General features: G+C 57.8%; 15 protein-coding genes. 9 read left to right on the top strand and 6 right to left on the bottom strand.

The features are described 5' to 3' along the window. Positions 1-10: 10 nt before the first annotated feature. The 3 genes from rpmG to radC all read right to left on the bottom strand — a co-directional run bounded on the left by rpmG (position 11) and on the right by radC (position 1,316). Complete coding sequence (gene rpmG / locus F6Y09_RS03165; protein ID WP_152205448.1) at positions 11-166, bottom strand: 50S ribosomal protein L33; 156 nt, start codon at positions 164-166, stop codon at positions 11-13. An 11-nt stretch (positions 167-177) separates the two neighbouring features. Next, a complete protein-coding gene (gene rpmB / locus F6Y09_RS03160; RefSeq protein WP_152205447.1) occupies positions 178-414 on the bottom strand; it encodes a 50S ribosomal protein L28 in 237 nt (78 codons plus the stop codon). Positions 415-641: 227 nt separating this feature from the next. Then, entirely contained in the window at positions 642-1,316 is a 675-nt protein-coding gene (gene radC, locus F6Y09_RS03155; RefSeq protein WP_152205446.1) for a RadC family protein, read from the bottom strand. 141 nt (positions 1,317-1,457) lie between these two features. Between radC and coaBC the strand changes: the two genes are divergently transcribed. From coaBC to argA, 7 genes are all read left to right on the top strand, one after another. Beyond that, entirely contained in the window at positions 1,458-2,693 is a 1,236-nt protein-coding gene (gene coaBC, locus F6Y09_RS03150) for a bifunctional phosphopantothenoylcysteine decarboxylase/phosphopantothenate--cysteine ligase CoaBC (RefSeq protein ID WP_152205445.1), read from the top strand. Beyond that, positions 2,690-3,151 (top strand): dUTP diphosphatase, encoded by a 462-nt coding sequence (gene dut, locus F6Y09_RS03145; protein WP_152205444.1) that lies wholly within the window; start codon positions 2,690-2,692, stop codon positions 3,149-3,151. Before coaBC ends, dut begins: the two co-directional genes overlap by 4 nt. A gap of 107 nt (positions 3,152-3,258) precedes the next feature. After that, on the top strand, positions 3,259-5,892 hold the full coding sequence (locus F6Y09_RS20665; RefSeq protein ID WP_152205443.1) for a phosphomannomutase/phosphoglucomutase: 2,634 nt from the start codon (positions 3,259-3,261) through the stop codon (positions 5,890-5,892). A 34-nt stretch (positions 5,893-5,926) separates the two neighbouring features. After that, complete coding sequence (gene argB, locus F6Y09_RS03135; RefSeq protein ID WP_152205442.1) at positions 5,927-6,823, top strand: acetylglutamate kinase; 897 nt, start codon at positions 5,927-5,929, stop codon at positions 6,821-6,823. A gap of 45 nt (positions 6,824-6,868) precedes the next feature. Then, entirely contained in the window at positions 6,869-8,248 is a 1,380-nt protein-coding gene (locus F6Y09_RS03130; RefSeq protein WP_179959325.1) for an acetylornithine deacetylase, read from the top strand. A 16-nt stretch (positions 8,249-8,264) separates the two neighbouring features. After that, complete coding sequence (argE, locus tag F6Y09_RS03125; protein ID WP_152205441.1) at positions 8,265-9,440, top strand: acetylornithine deacetylase; 1,176 nt, start codon at positions 8,265-8,267, stop codon at positions 9,438-9,440. Between the two features lie 43 nt (positions 9,441-9,483). Further along, on the top strand, positions 9,484-10,794 hold the full coding sequence (gene argA / locus F6Y09_RS03120) for an amino-acid N-acetyltransferase (RefSeq protein ID WP_152205440.1): 1,311 nt from the start codon (positions 9,484-9,486) through the stop codon (positions 10,792-10,794). Here argA and F6Y09_RS03115 read toward each other — a convergent pair. Further along, on the bottom strand, positions 10,765-11,835 hold the full coding sequence (locus tag F6Y09_RS03115; RefSeq protein ID WP_152205439.1) for an aminopeptidase: 1,071 nt from the start codon (positions 11,833-11,835) through the stop codon (positions 10,765-10,767). The two genes, argA and F6Y09_RS03115, sit on opposite strands and share 30 nt — an antisense overlap. Before the next feature lie 162 nt (positions 11,836-11,997). Between F6Y09_RS03115 and F6Y09_RS03110 the strand changes: the two genes are divergently transcribed. Then, on the top strand, positions 11,998-15,777 hold the full coding sequence (locus F6Y09_RS03110; RefSeq protein ID WP_152205438.1) for a DUF1631 family protein: 3,780 nt from the start codon (positions 11,998-12,000) through the stop codon (positions 15,775-15,777). 21 nt (positions 15,778-15,798) lie between these two features. Then, positions 15,799-16,665, top strand: a complete 867-nt coding sequence (locus F6Y09_RS03105) for a phosphoribulokinase (protein WP_152205437.1) — start codon at positions 15,799-15,801, stop codon at positions 16,663-16,665. A gap of 63 nt (positions 16,666-16,728) precedes the next feature. Here the strand turns inward: F6Y09_RS03105 and F6Y09_RS03100 are convergent, their stop codons facing one another. Together F6Y09_RS03100 and F6Y09_RS03095 are read right to left on the bottom strand one after the other, a co-directional pair. Then, positions 16,729-17,574 carry a pirin family protein gene (locus F6Y09_RS03100; protein ID WP_152205436.1) on the bottom strand — a complete coding sequence of 282 codons (846 nt, stop codon included), beginning with the start codon at positions 17,572-17,574 and terminating at the stop codon, positions 16,729-16,731. Positions 17,575-17,601: 27 nt separating this feature from the next. Next, entirely contained in the window at positions 17,602-18,204 is a 603-nt protein-coding gene (locus F6Y09_RS03095) for an FMN-dependent NADH-azoreductase (protein ID WP_152205435.1), read from the bottom strand. Positions 18,205-18,259: the final 55 nt, after the last annotated feature.

Here is an 18,259-nt window from a genome sequence, read left to right as displayed (position 1 = left end):
AAAATCAGTGTTACTTGATTTTGGCTTCCTTGTAGGAAACGTGCTTGCGAACCACCGGATCGTACTTCTTGATCTCGATCTTTTCCGGGGTGTTACGCTTGTTCTTGTTGGTCGTGTAAAAGTGACCAGTACCTGCTGATGAAACCAGCTTGATTTTTTCGCGCATGATGGGGCTCCTTAGAATTTCTCGCCGCGGGCACGAAGATCGGCCAGCACAACGTCAATACCTTTTTTATCGATGACGCGCATACCTTTGGTAGATACGCGCAGCCTTACAAAGCGCTTTTCTGATTCAACCCAGAAGCGGTGGTTCTGCAGGTTGGGCAGAAAACGACGACGGCTGTGGTTCATCGCGTGTGATACGTTGTTACCGGAAAGCGGACGCTTACCTGTAACCTGACAGACTCTGGACATACTTGCCTCCGACCTGAGCTAAGGTCTTGAAAATACGAATTCGTTTATCGCGCCTTTCGGTGCTCGCCAGACGCCGCCATACCAGGCTATGTGAAACTCGGGCCAGCGCTCGCGACGTTTTGGCACAACCTGAAAATTAAGGGACGCTTTTATACCAGAACCGAGCCCTGAACGCAAAAAATTGTTGGGATTTTGGCCAGGGTTTCAGTTTGTTCCCGCCTTACCCATTACATCAGGCCTCGTTCGGCCAGCGAGATGACTTCACCGTGGCCCACCACCATATGATCCAGTACCCGAATATCCACCAGCCCGAGGGCTTCCTTCAGTCGCCGGGTCAGGCTGATATCGGCCTGGCTTGGCTCTGCAACGCCCGATGGGTGGTTGTGGGCAAAGATAACCGCCGCGGCGTTCTGTTCCAGAGCATAGCGAACCACCTCCCTCGGGTAGACCGCCGCCCCATCTATGGTACCTCGAAACAGCTCGTGATACTGGATAACCCGATGCCGGTTGTCCAGAAACAGGCCCGCAAATACTTCGTGGGGGTAAGTGCCGAGGCGGCTGCGCAGGTAAGCCCGGGTATCCTCGGGTGATCGCAGTGGATCGCCCTGGCGGAGCGGCTCATCCATGACACGACGGGCCATTTCCATCGCCGCCTGAACCTGGGCATATTTTGCCGTTCCGAGGCCTTTCACATCACAAAATTGACGTCTTGACGCCGTCATCATGCCTCGCAAGCCACCGAAAATATCAATCAGATGGCGTGACAGCGACATCACAGGCATGCCCGCTGTGCCGGTTCGCAGAAAAATCGCCAGCAATTCAGCGTCCGACAGGCTGCCTGCACCATGAGTCAGCAGCCGCTCCCGGGGACGTTCATCGGTGGGCCAGGCGGAATTATCCATGCTCGAATCCTTGCAACAGTGGGTTTGTTCAACGCTTCCTGCGTGCGGATGGAGTTTAACACGCTTGTCGGGCTGTCGGGAGAGCCCGTGCGATGCTATCTTAAGGCCTCTTTTTTTGTTCAATCTGAATGCGGAGCAAGCATGACGCAGAAACGTATTCTGCTGGGTGTGACAGGTGGTATTGCCGCGTATAAAAGCGCTGAGCTGGTGCGGCTGCTGAAAAAGGCGGGCTGTGCCGTACGTGTTGTGATGACCGGGGGTGCAGAAGCATTTGTAACGCCGCTGACATTCCAGGCGCTCAGCGGCGAAGCCGTCAGAACCTCATTGCTGGACCCGACGGCAGAAGCCGGCATGGGCCATATCGAATTGGCGAAATGGGCGGATAGGATCCTGGTGGCACCGGCCTCCGCTAACTTCATGGCGCGACTCGCCCAAGGCATGGCGGATGATCTTCTGACCACCGTTTGTTGCGCCACCGAAGCACCTATTGTACTGGCTCCGGCCATGAATCAGGCCATGTGGAAAAATCATCGTACCCAGCGCAACCTGGCGTTGCTGGAGGCCGACCCACAAATTACACTTTTGGGTCCGGACCAGGGAGGTCAGGCTTGCGGTGATGTCGGCCCTGGCCGGATGCTGGAGCCCCAGGCTATCGCTGACCGGATCCTGCTCGATTCGCCTCAGTCTCTGGCAGGGGTGCGAGTGGTGATTACAGCCGGCCCTACCCGGGAGGCAATCGACCCCGTGCGTTATATCAGTAACCACAGCTCCGGCAAGATGGGCTATGCCCTTGCGGCGGCGGCCCGCGCGGCTGGCGCTGAAGTTACTCTGGTCAGTGGTCCGGTTGCGCTAGCGCGACCTGCGGACGTGGCCTTGCGTATGGTGGTGACAGCAGAAGACATGCTGGCGGCTGCCATGAAGGCAGTTGACGAGGGATGTGACATCTTTATCGCCACCGCTGCGGTAGCAGATTATCGTCCGCTGGACTGTGCCGATCAGAAGCTTAAAAAGTCCCGGGAAAACCTGTCGCTGGCACTGGTGCGCAACCCCGATACCCTGGCGGCGGTCGCTGGCCGGGCCGATGCGCCGTTTACCGTGGGGTTTGCCGCCGAAACCAACGATGTTATCCGGCATGCCACCGACAAACTGACAAGCAAGCATCTCAATATGATCGTTGCCAATGATGTGTCCCGGACCGGTGTTGGCTTCAACGGCGATGAGAATGCGGTAACCGCCGTATGGCAGGGAGGCCAGCAGGTATTCGGTCAGGAATCCAAGGTCAACCTCTCGGGCAAGCTCGTTACATTGATCGCGGAGCATTATCGGGCAACCGCTCATTCCAATAAACATCCTGTCAGCAGTAAGGAAAAATCATGACCAGACAGTCATTGCAGGTGCGGGTGCTGGATCCGCGTATCGGTGAGAGTATTCCGTTTCCCGCCTATGCGACCGACGGCTCGGCCGGCCTCGACTTACGGGCCTGCCTGAGCGAGCCGCTTACCCTGGCGCCAGGCCAGACCGAACTGCTCAACACCGGGCTGTCCATTCATATTGGTGACGCCTCACTGGCCGCGATGATTCTTCCCCGCAGTGGTTTGGGCCACAAGCACGGAATTGTGTTGGGTAACCTTGTCGGCTTGATCGACTCGGACTATCAGGGCGAGTTGATGGTGTCATGCTGGAACCGGGGACAAAGTGCCTTCACGGTTGAGGTGGGCGAACGTATTGCTCAATTGATTCTGGTTCCGGTTGTGCAGGCCGATTTTGAAATCGTGGAAGCGTTTGAATCCAGTGAACGGGGCCACGGTGGGTTTGGATCCACTGGAACCCGTTAGCGGTTTCCGGTTCCTCCAGGCAGGGACTCTCTACGCCTGCAATCCAAAAAAATCATCCAACCCAACAAGAACCGTCTCAGGCGGCAACTATCGAGTGGACCCTCACTATGAAACTCGGCAAAAAAAAATCATCGGAAGCGCTGGCGATGGACTCCACCGATACCAGAAAGAAGAGGACAAAGGCGGAAAAACCCGGCCAAGGGCCAAAGCTGAAACGCCTGGCGGATGTCCTGTTACAGCAAGTGGTGGTGATACTGTTGGCGGGCGTTGCGGCCTCAGTCTTGCTTTTTTTCCTGGTGCTGGCCCCGGCCGAATCGCGCTTCCGAGCTGTTCACTCCGAGGCTATGGCTGAGCAAGCGGTTGCCCGGGTAGAGCAACGTCTGTCCATTCTGCAGAATCTGGTCAATGGTTACGGGTCCCAGTCAGCGGTGCGCAATGCACTCACGGAGACGGCTAGCCAGCGCGCCATTGCCGGAGATCTCGTTACCATGATGCCCGGCACCACCGAAGTGTTTGTGTTTCCATACGGGGATATACCACGCCGGTCCGACAATGGTCGTGGGCTTGGTTTTGCCAGCCTCGACCTGGCCCGCAGGGCCGAGTCCGGGCGACAGATAGCTGCCGATGCGTTCCCCCGTGATGACCAATGGTTTGTCCAATTGGCAGCACCGGTCAGAAATCCTTCCAGTCAGGCTGTGCAGGGCACGGTTCTGGTGGTGTTCAGCGCCGATATACTGGCTCCGGCACTGGCCTCTGACGCCGGCAAGGTGGAAATCATACAAACCGTTTCCGGGCGGGGTCAGACGCTGATTGGCCGCGGTGAGGGTGCCGCAGGTGTGATGGATAGCCAACTGACGCCGCCAAACTGGACACTGCGATTCACCCCGTCCGCGAAGGCCCTGCCGGCGGCCAGCCCGATAATTGCCATGGTCCTGGTGGCAGCGCCGTCGTTGCTTGCTGCTATTGTGGTCTGGCTATTGATGGCCAACACTCAGCGTTCACTGCGCCGGGAGGTTGCAACGCTTATCCAGTGGGCTCACAAAGCGTTCAGTGGCGAACGGACCAAATTGCCGAATTTCAAGTGGGATATGGTGGCCTCAGTGGGCGAGGTGCTACTGAGGCTTGCCCAGGCGGTCGACAAGCGGCTGGTCAAGGCAACCGAAGCCAGTCGCGCGCAGCCTGCCAGACCGGCCCCGGGTTCGGGGCGGGCAAAAACGGATACCATGAAGACTGCAGAGCCCCTGTTCCAAGACAAGGATATGCTCGACATTGATATGCTGGACGGTGATGAAGACGTGCTGGGATTCGGCGGCCAGGACCGCCCTGATGAGTTCGGTCTGGGTGTCGAGGAGACTGGTATGCCAGGTGTTGAAGTGGTGCCCGGTATATTCCGGGCCTATGACATCCGCGGTATTGTTGGTGACACGCTGACCGCAGACGTGGTGATGATCATTGGCCAGGCCATCGGCAGTGAAGCCCTCGCGCGCCAGACCTCCACATTGTGTGTCGGCTATGATGGCCGGCATTCGAGCCCGGAACTGGCCCAGGCCCTGGGTCGCGGAATTATGGCGACCGGTTGCGACGTGATTGATGTGGGTGCGGTGCCCACGCCAGTGCTGTATTTTGCCACGCACCATTTGAACACCGGTTCCGGGGTGATGGTGACCGGGAGCCACAATCCGTCCAATTATAACGGCCTCAAGATCATGCTCGGCGGTGAGACGCTGTCTGGTGACGCCATTCAGAAGCTGTTGCATCGGATTCAGACCGGCGATTTCGAACAGGGCCACGGCGCCCGCTCAGAGCAGGATATGCGCCGTGCCTATCTGGATCGTATTATTGAGGATATTGCAGTCGCAGCGCCGCTGAAAATCGTCATGGATGCCGGCAATGGCATTGCCGGGGAGCTTGGCCCACTGCTGGCGGAAGAGCTCGGCTGTGAGGTTATAAGGTTGTATTGTGACGTTGACGGTGATTTTCCCAACCATCATCCGGACCCGGGCAAACCCGATAACCTGGTTGATCTTATCGAGCGGGTGAAGGCCGAGAAAGCCGATATCGGCCTGGCCTTTGATGGCGACGGTGACCGCCTCGGGGTGGTGACCAACACCGGCAAGATTATCTGGCCGGACCGCCTGTTAATGTTGTTTGCACGGGATGTGGTCTCCCGCAATCCGGGTGCGGACGTGATTTATGACGTCAAGTGCAGCCGCCGCCTGGCCGGGGTAATCAGCCAGGCCGGAGGCCGCCCGATCATGTGGAAAACCGGTCACTCGCTGATCAAGGCCAAGATGCGGGAAACCGGCGCCTTGCTGGCCGGGGAGATGAGTGGCCACGTGTTTTTCAAGGAGCGCTGGTACGGCTTTGACGATGGCATCTATGCCGCCGCCAGGCTGCTGGAAATTCTGGGGGTGGAGGATCGTCAGTGTGATGAAGTATTTGCCGAATTCCCGGATGATATCAGCACCCCCGAGCTGAATGTGGAGGTATCCGACGAGACCAAGTTTGCACTGGTCGAGAAACTCAGCAACGAAGGGGATTTCGGGGACGGCAACCTGAATACCATTGACGGTGTCAGGGTGGATTATCCCGATGGCTGGGGGCTGTGTCGGGCGTCTAACACCACCCCGGTGCTGGTGCTGAGATTTGAGGCAGAATCCGGGGAAGCCCTTGAACGCATCAAAGCGGTCTTCCGGGAACAGCTCATGAACGTCGCGCCAGGTGTGGTGCCGACATTCTAGAACGTTAATCGAACCTATCTAACAAGGCTTGAAAATGGCATTGGATCGCGAAACCGCTATGCAGGTGGCAGCAGTACTGAGTAAGGGCCTGCCTTATATCCAGCGTTTCACTGGCAAAACTGTCGTCATTAAATACGGCGGCAATGCGATGGAAAACGAAGAGCTGAAAAGCAGCTTTGCCCGGGATGTGGTGCTGATGAAACTGGTCGGTATCAATCCTATCGTGGTTCATGGGGGCGGGCCCCAGATCGGCGACCTGCTGGAAAGGCTCAATATCAAATCGCACTTTATCAATGGCATGCGGGTGACAGACAGTCAGACCATGGATGTCGTTGAAATGGTGCTGGGTGGCCAGGTTAACAAGCAAATCGTATCGTTGATCAATCGCCAGGGCGGCACTGCTGTCGGTCTGACCGGTAAAGATGCCAACCTGATCCGCGCTCGTAAACTTGAGGTGATGTCCCAGGCCGACGAGCTCAAGCGACCTGAAATTATCGACATCGGTCATGTAGGCGAAGTGGAAAGCGTCAACGTGGAGGTGATCGACATGCTGACCCGGAGCAACGTGATTCCGGTAATTGCACCCATCGGTGTTGGCCCGGATGGAGCCTCCTACAATATCAATGCCGACCTGGTTGCGGGCAAGGTAGCAGAGGCGTTGAAGGCAGAAAAGCTGATTTTGCTGACCAACGTATCCGGTCTCAAGAGCAAAGAGGACAAAGTGTTGACCGGTTTGACGGCAAGTCAGGTCAATGCGTTGATTGAGGACGGCACCATCCACGGCGGCATGTTGCCGAAAATACGGTGTGCGCTGAGCGCGGTCGAGCACGGCGTTCGCACGGCCCATATTATTGACGGCAGGGTGGCACATGCCACTCTGCTGGAAATCTTTACCGACGAGGGTGTCGGCACATTGATTTCACGGGGTTGATGAACCGTTGACGGACATTGGAGTCAGGGCCATCGGGAGGCCGGCATGAAGAAGCTGTTTTACACGTTGGTCGTATTGGCGTTGGTTGCTTTTGTTGCCTTCAAGGGCGCGGTCTGGTGGCTGACCGAACAACGCATGGCTGAGCTTGGCGATGAGATTACTGAGTCGGGCGTGGTGCACTGGCAGCGTCTGAGCTCCAATCTGTCCGGCGAAGTTACTCTGCACGGTGTCAGATACCAGCAGTTTCGACTGACCCAGCCTTTGAATATCAGCCTGCTGAACTTCTCTGCAGGCTCACCGGTGGCGTTGATGCGCGCCCTGCTGGACCCTGCTCAGTTACCGCAGGAGTGGCAACTCGATGCTGAGGGTGTAAGGCTTCAGCTTGATGCTGCCATGATCAAGAGCTGGGTGGCGCCGGAAGAAGACACAAATCCTGCTTTATTCGGGCTCACCTGTGGGCCGGACCATCGGCAACAGTTGGGTAGCGGCGACCTGGTCCGGATGGGGGTTTCCGATATCAGCGGTGAAATCCTGCTCCGGCAGTCCCGGGATCATCTGCACTTTGAGCTGAGTACCGCGGGCACTGGCAGCGTTGAAATGACCGCCCGGAATTATCGTCTTCCCTTGGTCTTCGGGCAGGCCGGCGTGGACGATGTTCAGCCTCCGCGACCAGAACACATAGACGTGGTCCTCAGGGATGGCGGGTTAATGCGTAAGGTAGCGGTCTATTGCGCCCGGGAATCACAGATGGATGTGCCGGAATGGGTTGCGCTCATCACCCGTGGCTTTCGCGATGCTCTTAATGCCCGGGGTTATGAGCCCAGCAAACAATTGGTGGCGTTATATCAGCGCTGGTTGAGTGAAGGGGGGCAGTTGGAGTTTACCCTGGCAGCGGCCAGCCCGACGCTGGGTGTGCCGGTTCATACCCTTGAGGAAGCGGGGTCCAACGATGCCTCGTTTGACATGACCTATAACCGGGCAGGTGTTCCGGATGTGTATCTGACACGAATGGAGCCTGAACGTGCAGAGTTGCCAGAGCAGGCCTTTGAACCGGTGGTGCCGGACGAATCCGAATCCGCCATGGCGGACTGGCGACCGGCCCCGGTTGCTGAAGCAAGCCGCTGGCTTGAACGCACCGTCAGAGTTACGCTAGCAAGTGGGCGAATTGTTGAAGGTCGTCTTACCGGGGTGAGTGAAGACCGGCTTGAAGTGTCCCGAATGGTCGATGGCGGTGAAGTTGCCTATCCCATGGTCATTCGGGCTGTAGAGCGGTTCGATGTCTGGCGCCGAGCCAGCGATCAGGGCCGGCCCTTTGTCGCCCCTGAGCCGGAACCAGAGCCAGAGCCGGAAGTTGCGCCGGAGAACGAGCTGGAAACAGAGGCCGGACCCGAATTCACCACGGAAGTACAAAGCCCTACCTCCTGAACATCAAGGGTGCACCATGTCTGACCATACATTTTCTGCTACCGCCAGAACCCCGGGCATCCGGGACATGCTTACCCGGTTGATCGCCCTGCCTTCCATCAGCAGCGCTACCCCCTCCTGGGATCACAGCAATGAGCCTGTTATCCGGCAACTGGCCGAATGGCTGGAGCCCATGGGCTTTGTCACTGAAATCATGCCGGTGCCGGGCATGCCCGGAAAATACAACCTTATTGCCACCCTCGGGAGCGGCCCCGGCGGCCTGGTGCTGTCCGGCCACACGGATACGGTGCCCTTTGATGACAAGCGCTGGCAGAGCGATCCTTTTACCCTGACCGAGCGGGATGACCGCTGGTATGGTCTGGGCACCTGTGACATGAAAGGATTTTTTCCATTAGCGATTGAGGCGGCCAGATCGATTGTTGGACAGAACCTCAAACAGCCGTTGATCATCCTCGCCACGGCCGATGAGGAAAGCTCCATGAACGGCGCCCGGGCGCTGGCAGAGGCCGGTCGGCCGAAAGCGCGCTACGCGGTAATCGGTGAGCCCACAGGTCTGAAGCCGGTGCGCATGCACAAGGGCATCATGATGGAGCGGCTGATTTTCGAAGGTCAGTCCGGGCATTCTTCTGACCCGTCGTTGGGCAACAACGCCCTGGAAGGCATGCACGAGGCCATGGGTGAATTGTTGGCGTTGAGAGCCGGCTGGCAGGCGCAATACCAGAATGCCAATTTCAAGGTTCAGGTGCCAACCCTTAACCTCGGTTGCATCCATGGCGGCGACAATCCCAACCGGATTTGCGCGCGCTGTGAGTTGCACTTTGACCTGCGTCCACTGCCGGGTATGAAAATGAACGAGTTGCGGCAGATGATTCTCGACCGAATGCAGCCGCTGGCCACAAGTCGTGGTCTCAAGCTGTCCTTTGAGCCTTTGTTTGACGGGGTGCCGCCCTTTGAAACTGCCGCTGATGCCGATCTGGTTAAAGTCTGCGAACGCCTCACCGGCCACACCGCCGAGGCCGTCGCGTTCGCCACGGAGGCGCCGTGGTTACAGCAATTGGGCCTGGAAACCCTGGTCATGGGGCCGGGCTCAATCGACCAGGCCCATCAGCCAGATGAATTTCTGGCCTTGTCACAACTGGATCCGGCCGTAAAAATACTGCAGGGCCTGATTCGGCATTATTGTCTGAAATAGCCCAGCCGCATCCCCAAAACCAACATTGCTCGGGAGCAAGGTATTGAAATCAAACGACTGGCTGCATGGATTCCGCCATTCTTCACCCTACATCAACGCCCATCGTGGCCGCACAGTGGTGTTGACCCTGGGTGGCGAAGCAATCGCCCATGACAACCTGATCAACATCATTCATGACATTACCCTGTTAAGCAGTCTGGGGGTCAAACTGGTGGTGGCGTTCGGTGCCCGCCCCCAGATTCAGAAAAGGCTGGACGAAGCTGGCGAAATATCCGAATTCAAGGATGGCCTGCGCATCACCAAAGAAGCACAGTTGCCCTTTGCCCTGGAAGCCATTGGCGCCTTACGGGCCTATCTGGAAAGCCGGCTGTCGATGGGACTGGTCAATTCCCCCATGCACGGCGCGCGCATCCGGGTCAGTAGCGGCAATTATGTAGCCGCTCGTCCTGTCGGCGTTCTGGGCGGGGTTGATCACGGTTACACTGGCCGGGTTCGTCGGGTGGATATCAGCGGTATCGAAAAGCTGCTTGAGGCAGGCCACATTGTGCTGCTGCCACCGTTAGGTTACTCGCCCACCGGCGATGCGTTCAACCTCTCCTACGAAGATGTTGGCAGCCATGTCGCTGCCGCCCTACAGGCGGAAAAGCTGATCATTTTCACCGAACACAAAGGTGTGCTGGATGAAGCCGGTGACCTGGTGAGAGAGCTTACCGTGCGTCAGGCCTGTGATCGTCTGGCCACCCTCAAAGCGGCCGATGCCGACAGCGATCTGTTGCGCGCCGCCTGTGACGCTTGTGTAAAAGGTGTGCGGCGGTCCCATATCATCAGTTATGGCGAAGACGGTGCCTTGCTGGAGGAAATGTTCACCCGGGACGGTTCCGGTACGCTGGTCAGTGGCGATAACTACGAACAGGTACGCCGGGCACGGGTGGAAGACATCGGCGGCATCGTCGAGCTGATCCAGCCGCTGGAAGATCAGGGCATTCTGGTCAGGCGCTCTCGGGAATTGCTGGAAACTGAAATTGACGGATTTGTGGTCGCTGAGCGGGACGGCATGATTGTCGGCTGCGCGGCCTTGTATTCTTATCCGGAGGAAACCGCCGGTGAGCTGTCCTGTTTTGCCGTTGATCCTGCCTACCGTCGGGCAGGTCGTGGCGATGACATCCTGGCCATGATCGAATCGAAGGCTCGGAGCCTGGGTCTCGCACAGTTATTTGTATTGACGACCCAGACCGAGCACTGGTTCCGTGAACGGGGCTTCGAACCGTCGAAGGTGCAGTTCCTGCCCGGGCCCAAGCTGGCCAACTACAACACCCAGCGCAATTCAAAGGTCTTCGTTAAACGCCTCGGTTAGCCGCGCCAGTTGAGCCTGGCGCTCAGCCTGCGGTTGTTCCGATAGTGCAATGACGGCCTGGTAGAAGGCATTGAAGTCGCTGTTGTGGGTCCGCAGCAGTTGGCGAAAGCCGGGGACATATTCATTGTATTGCCGGAACAGTGCCAGATTGGCGTTATTGAGCGATGGTGGTTCACTGCCCAAAGGCCCCGACTCGCTCCACTGCGCGGACATCAGGACATAGGCCTCTCGAAGCTGATCCAATATCGCGGCTTTCCGGCTCCGTAATCGGTCGTCGGGCAACCCGTCCTGCTGCTGGTAGAGCGCAGCCAGTTTGTCGGTGGTAGCGGCCACCAGGGCCAGGGTTTGGTTGCGGTACTGCAAGCGGGCAAGGGCGCGTCCAAACTCTGCTTGCTGGCCTTGCCTGTTCAGCCAGCGCTCCAGGCCTTCCAGTTCCACCGCCGTTGCAAAACTCTCGTTGAAGGCGGTGTCTCCGGGGATATACACCACCTGATGGCTGAGCTCGTGAATGATCAGCGCTGCCATTTGTGCCGGTGGCAGGCGGGTGAAGCCGGTATGCAGCGGGTCATTGAACCATCCCAGAGTTGAATAAGCGGTGACGCCGCCAATAAACGTGTCATAGCCCCTGGCTTTGAAGGTCTGTTCTTCGGCGCTGGCCTGGTCGACATTGAAATATCCGCGGTAGGCCTGGCATCCGATCATCGGATAGCACCACTGGTGCGGCTGTAATGAAAACTCCGGCACGGCGACCAGATTGACCACCACATAGGGGCGATCCAGAGCTACATAATCGGTAAAGGATCCTGAAACCGGCAGCGCGAGCTCCTGCTGGGCGAAGTCCCGCACCTCCACTGCGGTCACCAGGGATCGTTTCAGGGCGGCCGGGGTCTCGTCACGTGCAAGCACGTCGGAAATGGGCTGACGCGCGGTCATTAGCGACCATTGGCCGCCAACGGCCTGAGCATAGTAATTGAGCGTAGAGCAGCCAGATACCGTGATTATCAGTAGCGAAAGAAGATAGATCTGACTAAGCTGTTGCATGTGATTGTCTTTAAAGCTGGTCGAAGCAAGATATATTAGCAGGAGTCTGGATGGCTGGCATGAACGTGCCGCCGGCTTCAGTTCTCTCGGACTTATTTACAGATCGATGTCACTGGTGTTGTCGCAACATCTTCGTCGGTTTTTTCAACTGCCAGGTCGTCAATGGATCCCAAGGAACGTCGAGCCAGTCCTCGTCAACCGATTAAACTCGCCGCCCAGATTGTGCTGGAGCCGGAACAGCCGTGGCCGTGCCAGATCGCTGACTTTTGCGCGGAAGGCCTGTTCATACGCTATTCAGGGGAAACCGCCCGGAAGGTCGATAAGAGTCTGGCCCGAAGCGGTAGCGACGAGCTGACGGTGAGATTTCGCAGTGTGGATGGCAGCAAGCGTCATGAGCTGACGGTCCGTGTTACCCGCCATATTGAGGGCGCCATGGGCGTGTTGTTTACCCGGGCCAACCCGGAGGCGCTGGATGCCATGCTCCAGCAATGTGGCGCTAGCCGCCGCCAGGAACGATCGGCGCTGAAGCCGCCCAATGAAAAGGTCCAGTTTGTGCTGCGCCAGTGCGCAAAAACCCTGGTCCAGCACATTGAGCCGTTGATGGAGTCGTGTTTTGTCACCCTGACAGAGGCTCTTAAAAAAGCGGCCCAGAGCGCCTCGAATGATCAGCAGGCCAATGATTATATGGATACCGCTGGCCAGATCGGTGTCCGTCAACGGGCGGTTTGGCACCAGATGCTGCAGACGCTGGAGTCGCCTCTCAAACCCGAGCGCAAAGGTGTGCCGGGGGCCGAGTTGTCACTGGTGGAAAAAAGCGAATTTGAAGATTGGCTCACTATCAAGGTGATGGTTACCAAGGCCGACACGTTATACCGTGGGGACTTGTTACAGCTGAAAATGCGGCTGGATAAACTGTCGGTCAGTAACGCCACCGGTCACCAGAATCCGCTGGGACCTTCGCTGATCTGCGAGGCCTTTCGTCGTGGTGTACAGCATCTCAAAGCAGCCCGGAACGCTGAGAAAGTCTGCTTGCGTACGTTTGAAACCTCTGTGTTGCAAGAGCTCGGGCCCCTCTACACTGACCTCAACCAGGTGTTGATCCGACAGGGGATTCTGCCGGACCTGGACCTCAGCAAATATCTCAGTGAACGCGTCCCCCGACCGGAGCCGGCGCCTTCCACGCCGCCTCCGGGCCCGCCGCCGGAGCGTCCGGTCAGACCCCGCAGCACCGATGATCTCGCCCAGCCCGATGAGGCCTCCGGGTCATCGCTGGAGAAAGCACCCGAAAAAGGAGGTGCCGGCGCTTCGTCGAGAGGTTTCCGTAACTACTCGCAGACCGCGCAATCTGCTTTTGCCACGGTACGCAATCTGGTGTCTACCCTGGCCGCCAGTCGTTTGAGCCGTGGTGATGTTGATCCGATGCCATTCTCCCCCCAGGCCCGTCCATTGTCGGCTGGTGAGTTTCAGCGGGAGCTGCAGCAGCTGCAGGTGGAAAGCCCCCAAACTGTGTCTGACCCGGTGCCCCTCAAAGACCGGGTTATCGAGCGAGTGAAGGCCTCCGGCAACAGCGCACTGGATCAGGACCAGCAGGGCACACTTGATGTCGTCGACCGGTTTTTCAGCAGTGTAGTGGCCAGCCCCAAGTTGAGCGAAGCCACCAAGCAACAGATGCGTCAGTTGGAGGTGCCGGTACTCAAAGTGGTGTTACGGGACGGGGCCTTTTTTGATGATCAGACAAGCCCGGTCAGAGGCGTGATGAACCGCCTGGCGCAACTGGGCGTGAAGGGTGGCCGCATGAATCCGGTCATTCAGCGTCGCCTGGACGAACTGGTCCAGCGCATCACCACCGACTTCGAACAGGATACCCGGGTTTTCGAGAATGCGGTTGGCGAGCTCGATACCCTGATTGACCGGCAGAATCTGGTTTATCGCCGAAATGTTGAACGTGTGACTGCCGCTGCTGAAGGCGCGCAGAAAGTGTCGGAATCCAAGGCCGCCGTCAGCGCTGCGCTGGACCAGCGGCTGGCTGGGCGCAAGGTGCCCAAGGCGTTGGTGAGCTTGCTTAACGGCGGCTGGCGGGACCTGCTCTCGCTGACCTGGATACGGCAAGGGCCCGACAGTCAGCTTTGGCAGGACTATCTGTCGGTGATCGATTCATTGATCACCATCGGGAACGATGCCGGGGCCTCCATTAATTTGCCGGAATTATTGCGGGTCATCCAGGATGGTCTGGCGTCCATATCCAGCAATCACATGCCGTCATCCCAGATCCGGGATGAGCTCAAGCAATTCCTGGTTCGCAAGCCGGATACGGTGGTGGAAATGGTAGAGGTGGCGCCAGCAGCCAGATCACCGGATGAGAAAGATCTGGTGGTCCGTGAGCGGGAACACAAGAGCTTGCAGCGCTGGGTGGCGAGGGCTCAGAAACTGCGTACCGGCGACTGGTTGAAAGATCAGGAAATCCCGGAACAGCCCCAGTTTATTCGCCTGGTCTGGATCGCGCGGGGTTTCAGTCGTTTTGTATTCGTGAACCATCAGGGTATGCGGGTAGTGGAGCTGGAGCTCAACGCCCTGGCACGGCAGATGCAAAAAGGCATGATTGTGCCCGACAGCCTGTATGATCGGCCGCTGGTGGATGAAAGTATTGATCAGATGGTTCGCAAGGTTTACGACCAGCTGTCCTGGGCCTCAACCCATGACGAATTGACCGGGTTACTGGCACGGCGGGAATTCGAGCGCATGCTTGAGCAACAGCTTTCCCGACATGAAGATGAGCGTGTTCTGGTGAGGCTGGACTTACGCCAGCTGCGACTGCTGAACGATACCGCTGGCTATTCGGCGGGCGACGACGCTATCAAGGCGGTTGGCGGTATTCTGCAGGACCGGATTGGCGATGGCATGCCGTTGGCGAGGCTGACAGGCAGCGAATTTGCTTTTCTGGTGCCGGCGGAGCAGGCAGAAGTGTTGACAGCTGGTGTCATCGACGCGATAGAGGCCATGGATCTGACATACGGGGGCAAGCGGCATCAGCTATCCGGCAGTGCCGGTCTGGCTGCTATGCTGCCAGCGTTGGCGACCGCCGAACGATGGCTGCGGGCAGCGGATGAGGCCTGCAAGCTGGCCCGGAAAAAAGGCAATCGGCATACCGTCACTTACAGCCTGGGTGCGACGGCTCAGGCCCGGCAGGAGCAGATTACCGCAAAGGTGGCGAACCTCAGCAACCTGGACGAGGAGCATATGTTGCTGCGTTGCCAGAAAATCATCCCTCTGCACCCCGGGGCCCGGTTGCCAACCCAGTACGAAATCCTGATCAGTATGTATGACGAGGCTGGTAACCTGATCGTCGCGGCTGATTTTGTCAGAATGGCAGAGCGCTATAACCGGATGCAGGCGGTCGACCGCTGGGTGGTTGGCCACATGCTTGACTGGCTCCGGGACACCGCCCCCAAGGCTACAGACCTGGGGGGCATGTGCATTAACCTGTCGGGTTATTCTCTGAACGATGAGTCGCTGCTGGAGTTCATTTATGACAAGCTGAGCCAGAAAGATGCGCCCATAGAGCGGCTCTGGTTCGAGATTACCGAGGCTGCGGCTATCAATGATGTCCAGGGGGTAGCGGAATTCATCGAGGAGATGCGTGAACTGGGCTGCCGCTTCTGTCTTGGCAACTTCGGCAGCGGGCCGACATCGTACCAGTATATGCGAAGCTTGCCGGTGGATCTGATCAAGCTCGACGGGGCCTTTACACAACAGGTAGCCACGAGCGAGACTGACTACGCCATGGTTCGCTCCATGGTGGAAATGGCCCATTATATGAAGCGGGAAGTCATTGCCTCTCAGGTCGAAACCCGGGAAGCGCTGGAAGCGCTCAGGGTGCTTGGGGTGGACTATGCGCAAGGCTATTTTATTGAAAAGCCACGGCTGTTAAACAGCCTGATTTAACGCTTCCGGAACCGTCATCCTATGTCCCGACGTCACCCCATTATTGCCGTAACCGGCTCCTCCGGTGCCGGTACGACCACGACCAGTAACAGCTTCAGCCGTATATTCACCGGCGAAGGTATTGATGCCGCCATGGTGGCGGGGGACAGTTTCCATCGCTATACCCGGGACCAGATGACGCGATTGGCGGCCAAGGGCCAGTTTGGCGAGCGCAACCACTTCGCGCTCGGCGCCAACCATATCGATAAACTGGAAGCGCTGTTTTATGACTACGGCCACTCAGGCAGTGGCCAGTTCCGCCGCTACGTCCACGATGAAGACCGGGAACTGATCAGGCACGGCCATAAACCCGGGACGTTTACCGCCTGGTCACCGCTGCCCCCTGACACCGATCTGCTTTTTTACGAAGGCCTACACGGCGGCGTGATCAGTGAAAGCTACAATATTGCGCAGTATGTTGATCTTCTGATCGGCGTGGTGCCGATTGTCAATCTCGAATGGATACAGAAAATCCGCCGTGATACCTGTTTTCGCGGGTATTCCGAGGACGAGGTGGTAAAAACCATCATCAATCGAATGGACGATTATGTGCATGATATCGTCCCGCAGTTTTCCCACACCCATGTCAATTTCCAGCGCATCCCGTTGGTCGATACCTCCAATCCTTTTGTCGTCAGGGATGTACCGACCGAAGACGAAAGTCTGATCGTCATCCGCTTTCGTGAGCCGTCGGCAATCGATTTCCCCTACCTGCTGCAGCTCATCGGTAATAGCAGCGTATCGCGACACGATACCCTGGTAATCCCGGGTCCCAAGCTCTCCCTGGCGATGGATCTGATCATGCGGCCCATGGTAACGGAGTTGATGGCGCAGAAATCTTTTGCCTGACGCGCGGACAAGAAACCGCCCTGGCGGGCGGTTTTGCCGGCGTGTGCCACGGTGCTGTGCTGTTCAGGCGGTCAGGCGCCCGTCCCGATAGTCCTGTAAGGTTTGCTCGATCTCCTGCTGGGTGTTCATGACGAACGGGCCATACTGCACGATGGGCTCACCGATGGGTTTGCCCGCAATAAGCAGCAGTCGGGCACCCTCAGAGCCCGCCGTCAAGGTAATGCTGTCACCGGCGCCAAGAACATTGGCGGCACTGTGGCTTAGCGGATCCTCCCCGAGATGGGCACTACCCTCATAAAGATACAGCATACCGTCAAGTGCCGCGGATAGCGGCAACTCCAGGTGGCCGCCGGTCTCAAGGTGAATGTCGGCATAGACGGGGGCAGTGGTACCCCCGCTTACCGCGCCACGCTGCGACGTCCCTTCGATGTCGAGTTCACCGGCTATCAGCTTGAGTTTGCCGCCGTCAAACGGAATTTCGGGGATAGCTTCCGGTTGGATATCACGATAGCCTGCGGCGGTCATCTTCTCGGCTGCCGGCAGGTTCAGCCACAGCTGGAACCCCCGCATGACACCTTCTTCCTGCTGCGGCATTTCCGAGTGGATGATGCCGCGGCCAGCGGTCATCCACTGCACGCCACCATTCCTGAGGTTGCCACGGTTGCCAAGGTGGTCCTCGTGTAGCATATGACCTTCGATCATGTAGGTTACCGTCTCAAACCCGCGGTGGGGATGAGACGGAAAGCCGGCCAGATAGTCCGCAGCCTGATCGGAGCCAAACTCGTCCAGCATCAGAAAGGGGTCGAGCCGCACAGTCTGGCTCTGGCCGATGGAACGTTTTATCTTCACGCCGGCACCATCGGAGGTGTCGATAGCGGGAATCACCTGTTTGATTGAACGTGCTGTCATCGTACACCTCCTGTCATGTTGGGGTGATTATGCGGTTAACGCATCAATTTTGGAGGATGCCTTGTCGAGTGCGGCGTCCTTCTTGTCATCTCCCATGGCCAGCCCTTCTGCGTAGACAAAGCTGACGTCCTTGAGGCCGAGAAAGCCCAGGAACGTCCGGAGGTAGGGGGTCTGGGTATCGTTCCCGGTGCCGGCGTAGATGCCTCCCCTTGCCGCCATGATAAAGACCGGTCGATCCTCCAGCAGGCCAACCGGACCCTGATCAGTATAGCGGAAGGTCACCCCGGCCCGCGCGATGTGGTCGAAGTAGGCTTTCAGCGTGGAAGGAATGCCAAAGTTGTACATGGGCACGCCAAGGATGATGGCATCGGCCCCGACAATTTCTGAAATCAGCTCGTCGGAGTAAGCAATGACCTGATTTTCCAGGTCGGACCGATCGTTGGCGGACGTTGTGAAAGCACCGAACCGGTCCGCGTCGATGTGGGGTACCGGCTGTTTCGACAAGTCGCGATAGATCACCGCGGCGGTCGGGTGTTGTGCCTTCAGGTTAGTAATGGTTTGCTCGACCAGCTGAGAGGATTGACCGTTTTGACCAAAAATACTGGTGGTGATGACAAGGATATTTTTCATGGGTAGGTGTCTCCAAGCCTGTGAATTCAGGACATGGACCTATTTAACGCTGTTC

This window comes from Marinobacter changyiensis (assembly GCF_009193265.1).
GTDB lineage: Bacteria > Pseudomonadota > Gammaproteobacteria > Pseudomonadales > Oleiphilaceae > Marinobacter > Marinobacter changyiensis.
The sequence above is the reverse complement of the archived record's forward strand: the minus strand, read 5'-3'. Positions and strand labels throughout refer to the sequence as shown.

What these genes read in the sequence shown, in the direction of transcription:
- radC (WP_152205446.1), bottom strand. Translation starts at nt 1,316, where the DNA reads ATGGATAATTCCGCCTGGCCCACCGATGAACGTCCCCGGGAGCGGCTG.
- argB (WP_152205442.1), top strand. Translation starts at nt 5,927, where the DNA reads ATGGCATTGGATCGCGAAACCGCTATGCAGGTGGCAGCAGTACTGAGT.
- argE (WP_152205441.1), top strand. Translation starts at nt 8,265, where the DNA reads ATGTCTGACCATACATTTTCTGCTACCGCCAGAACCCCGGGCATCCGG.
- F6Y09_RS03130 (WP_179959325.1), top strand. Translation starts at nt 6,869, where the DNA reads ATGAAGAAGCTGTTTTACACGTTGGTCGTATTGGCGTTGGTTGCTTTT.
- F6Y09_RS03110 (WP_152205438.1), top strand. Translation starts at nt 11,998, where the DNA reads ATGGATCCCAAGGAACGTCGAGCCAGTCCTCGTCAACCGATTAAACTC.
- F6Y09_RS03105 (WP_152205437.1), top strand. Translation starts at nt 15,799, where the DNA reads ATGTCCCGACGTCACCCCATTATTGCCGTAACCGGCTCCTCCGGTGCC.
- dut (WP_152205444.1), top strand. Translation starts at nt 2,690, where the DNA reads ATGACCAGACAGTCATTGCAGGTGCGGGTGCTGGATCCGCGTATCGGT.
- F6Y09_RS20665 (WP_152205443.1), top strand. Translation starts at nt 3,259, where the DNA reads ATGAAACTCGGCAAAAAAAAATCATCGGAAGCGCTGGCGATGGACTCC.
- rpmG (WP_152205448.1), bottom strand. Translation starts at nt 166, where the DNA reads ATGCGCGAAAAAATCAAGCTGGTTTCATCAGCAGGTACTGGTCACTTT.
- rpmB (WP_152205447.1), bottom strand. Translation starts at nt 414, where the DNA reads ATGTCCAGAGTCTGTCAGGTTACAGGTAAGCGTCCGCTTTCCGGTAAC.
- coaBC (WP_152205445.1), top strand. Translation starts at nt 1,458, where the DNA reads ATGACGCAGAAACGTATTCTGCTGGGTGTGACAGGTGGTATTGCCGCG.
- F6Y09_RS03095 (WP_152205435.1), bottom strand. Translation starts at nt 18,204, where the DNA reads ATGAAAAATATCCTTGTCATCACCACCAGTATTTTTGGTCAAAACGGT.
- F6Y09_RS03115 (WP_152205439.1), bottom strand. Translation starts at nt 11,835, where the DNA reads ATGCAACAGCTTAGTCAGATCTATCTTCTTTCGCTACTGATAATCACG.
- F6Y09_RS03100 (WP_152205436.1), bottom strand. Translation starts at nt 17,574, where the DNA reads ATGACAGCACGTTCAATCAAACAGGTGATTCCCGCTATCGACACCTCC.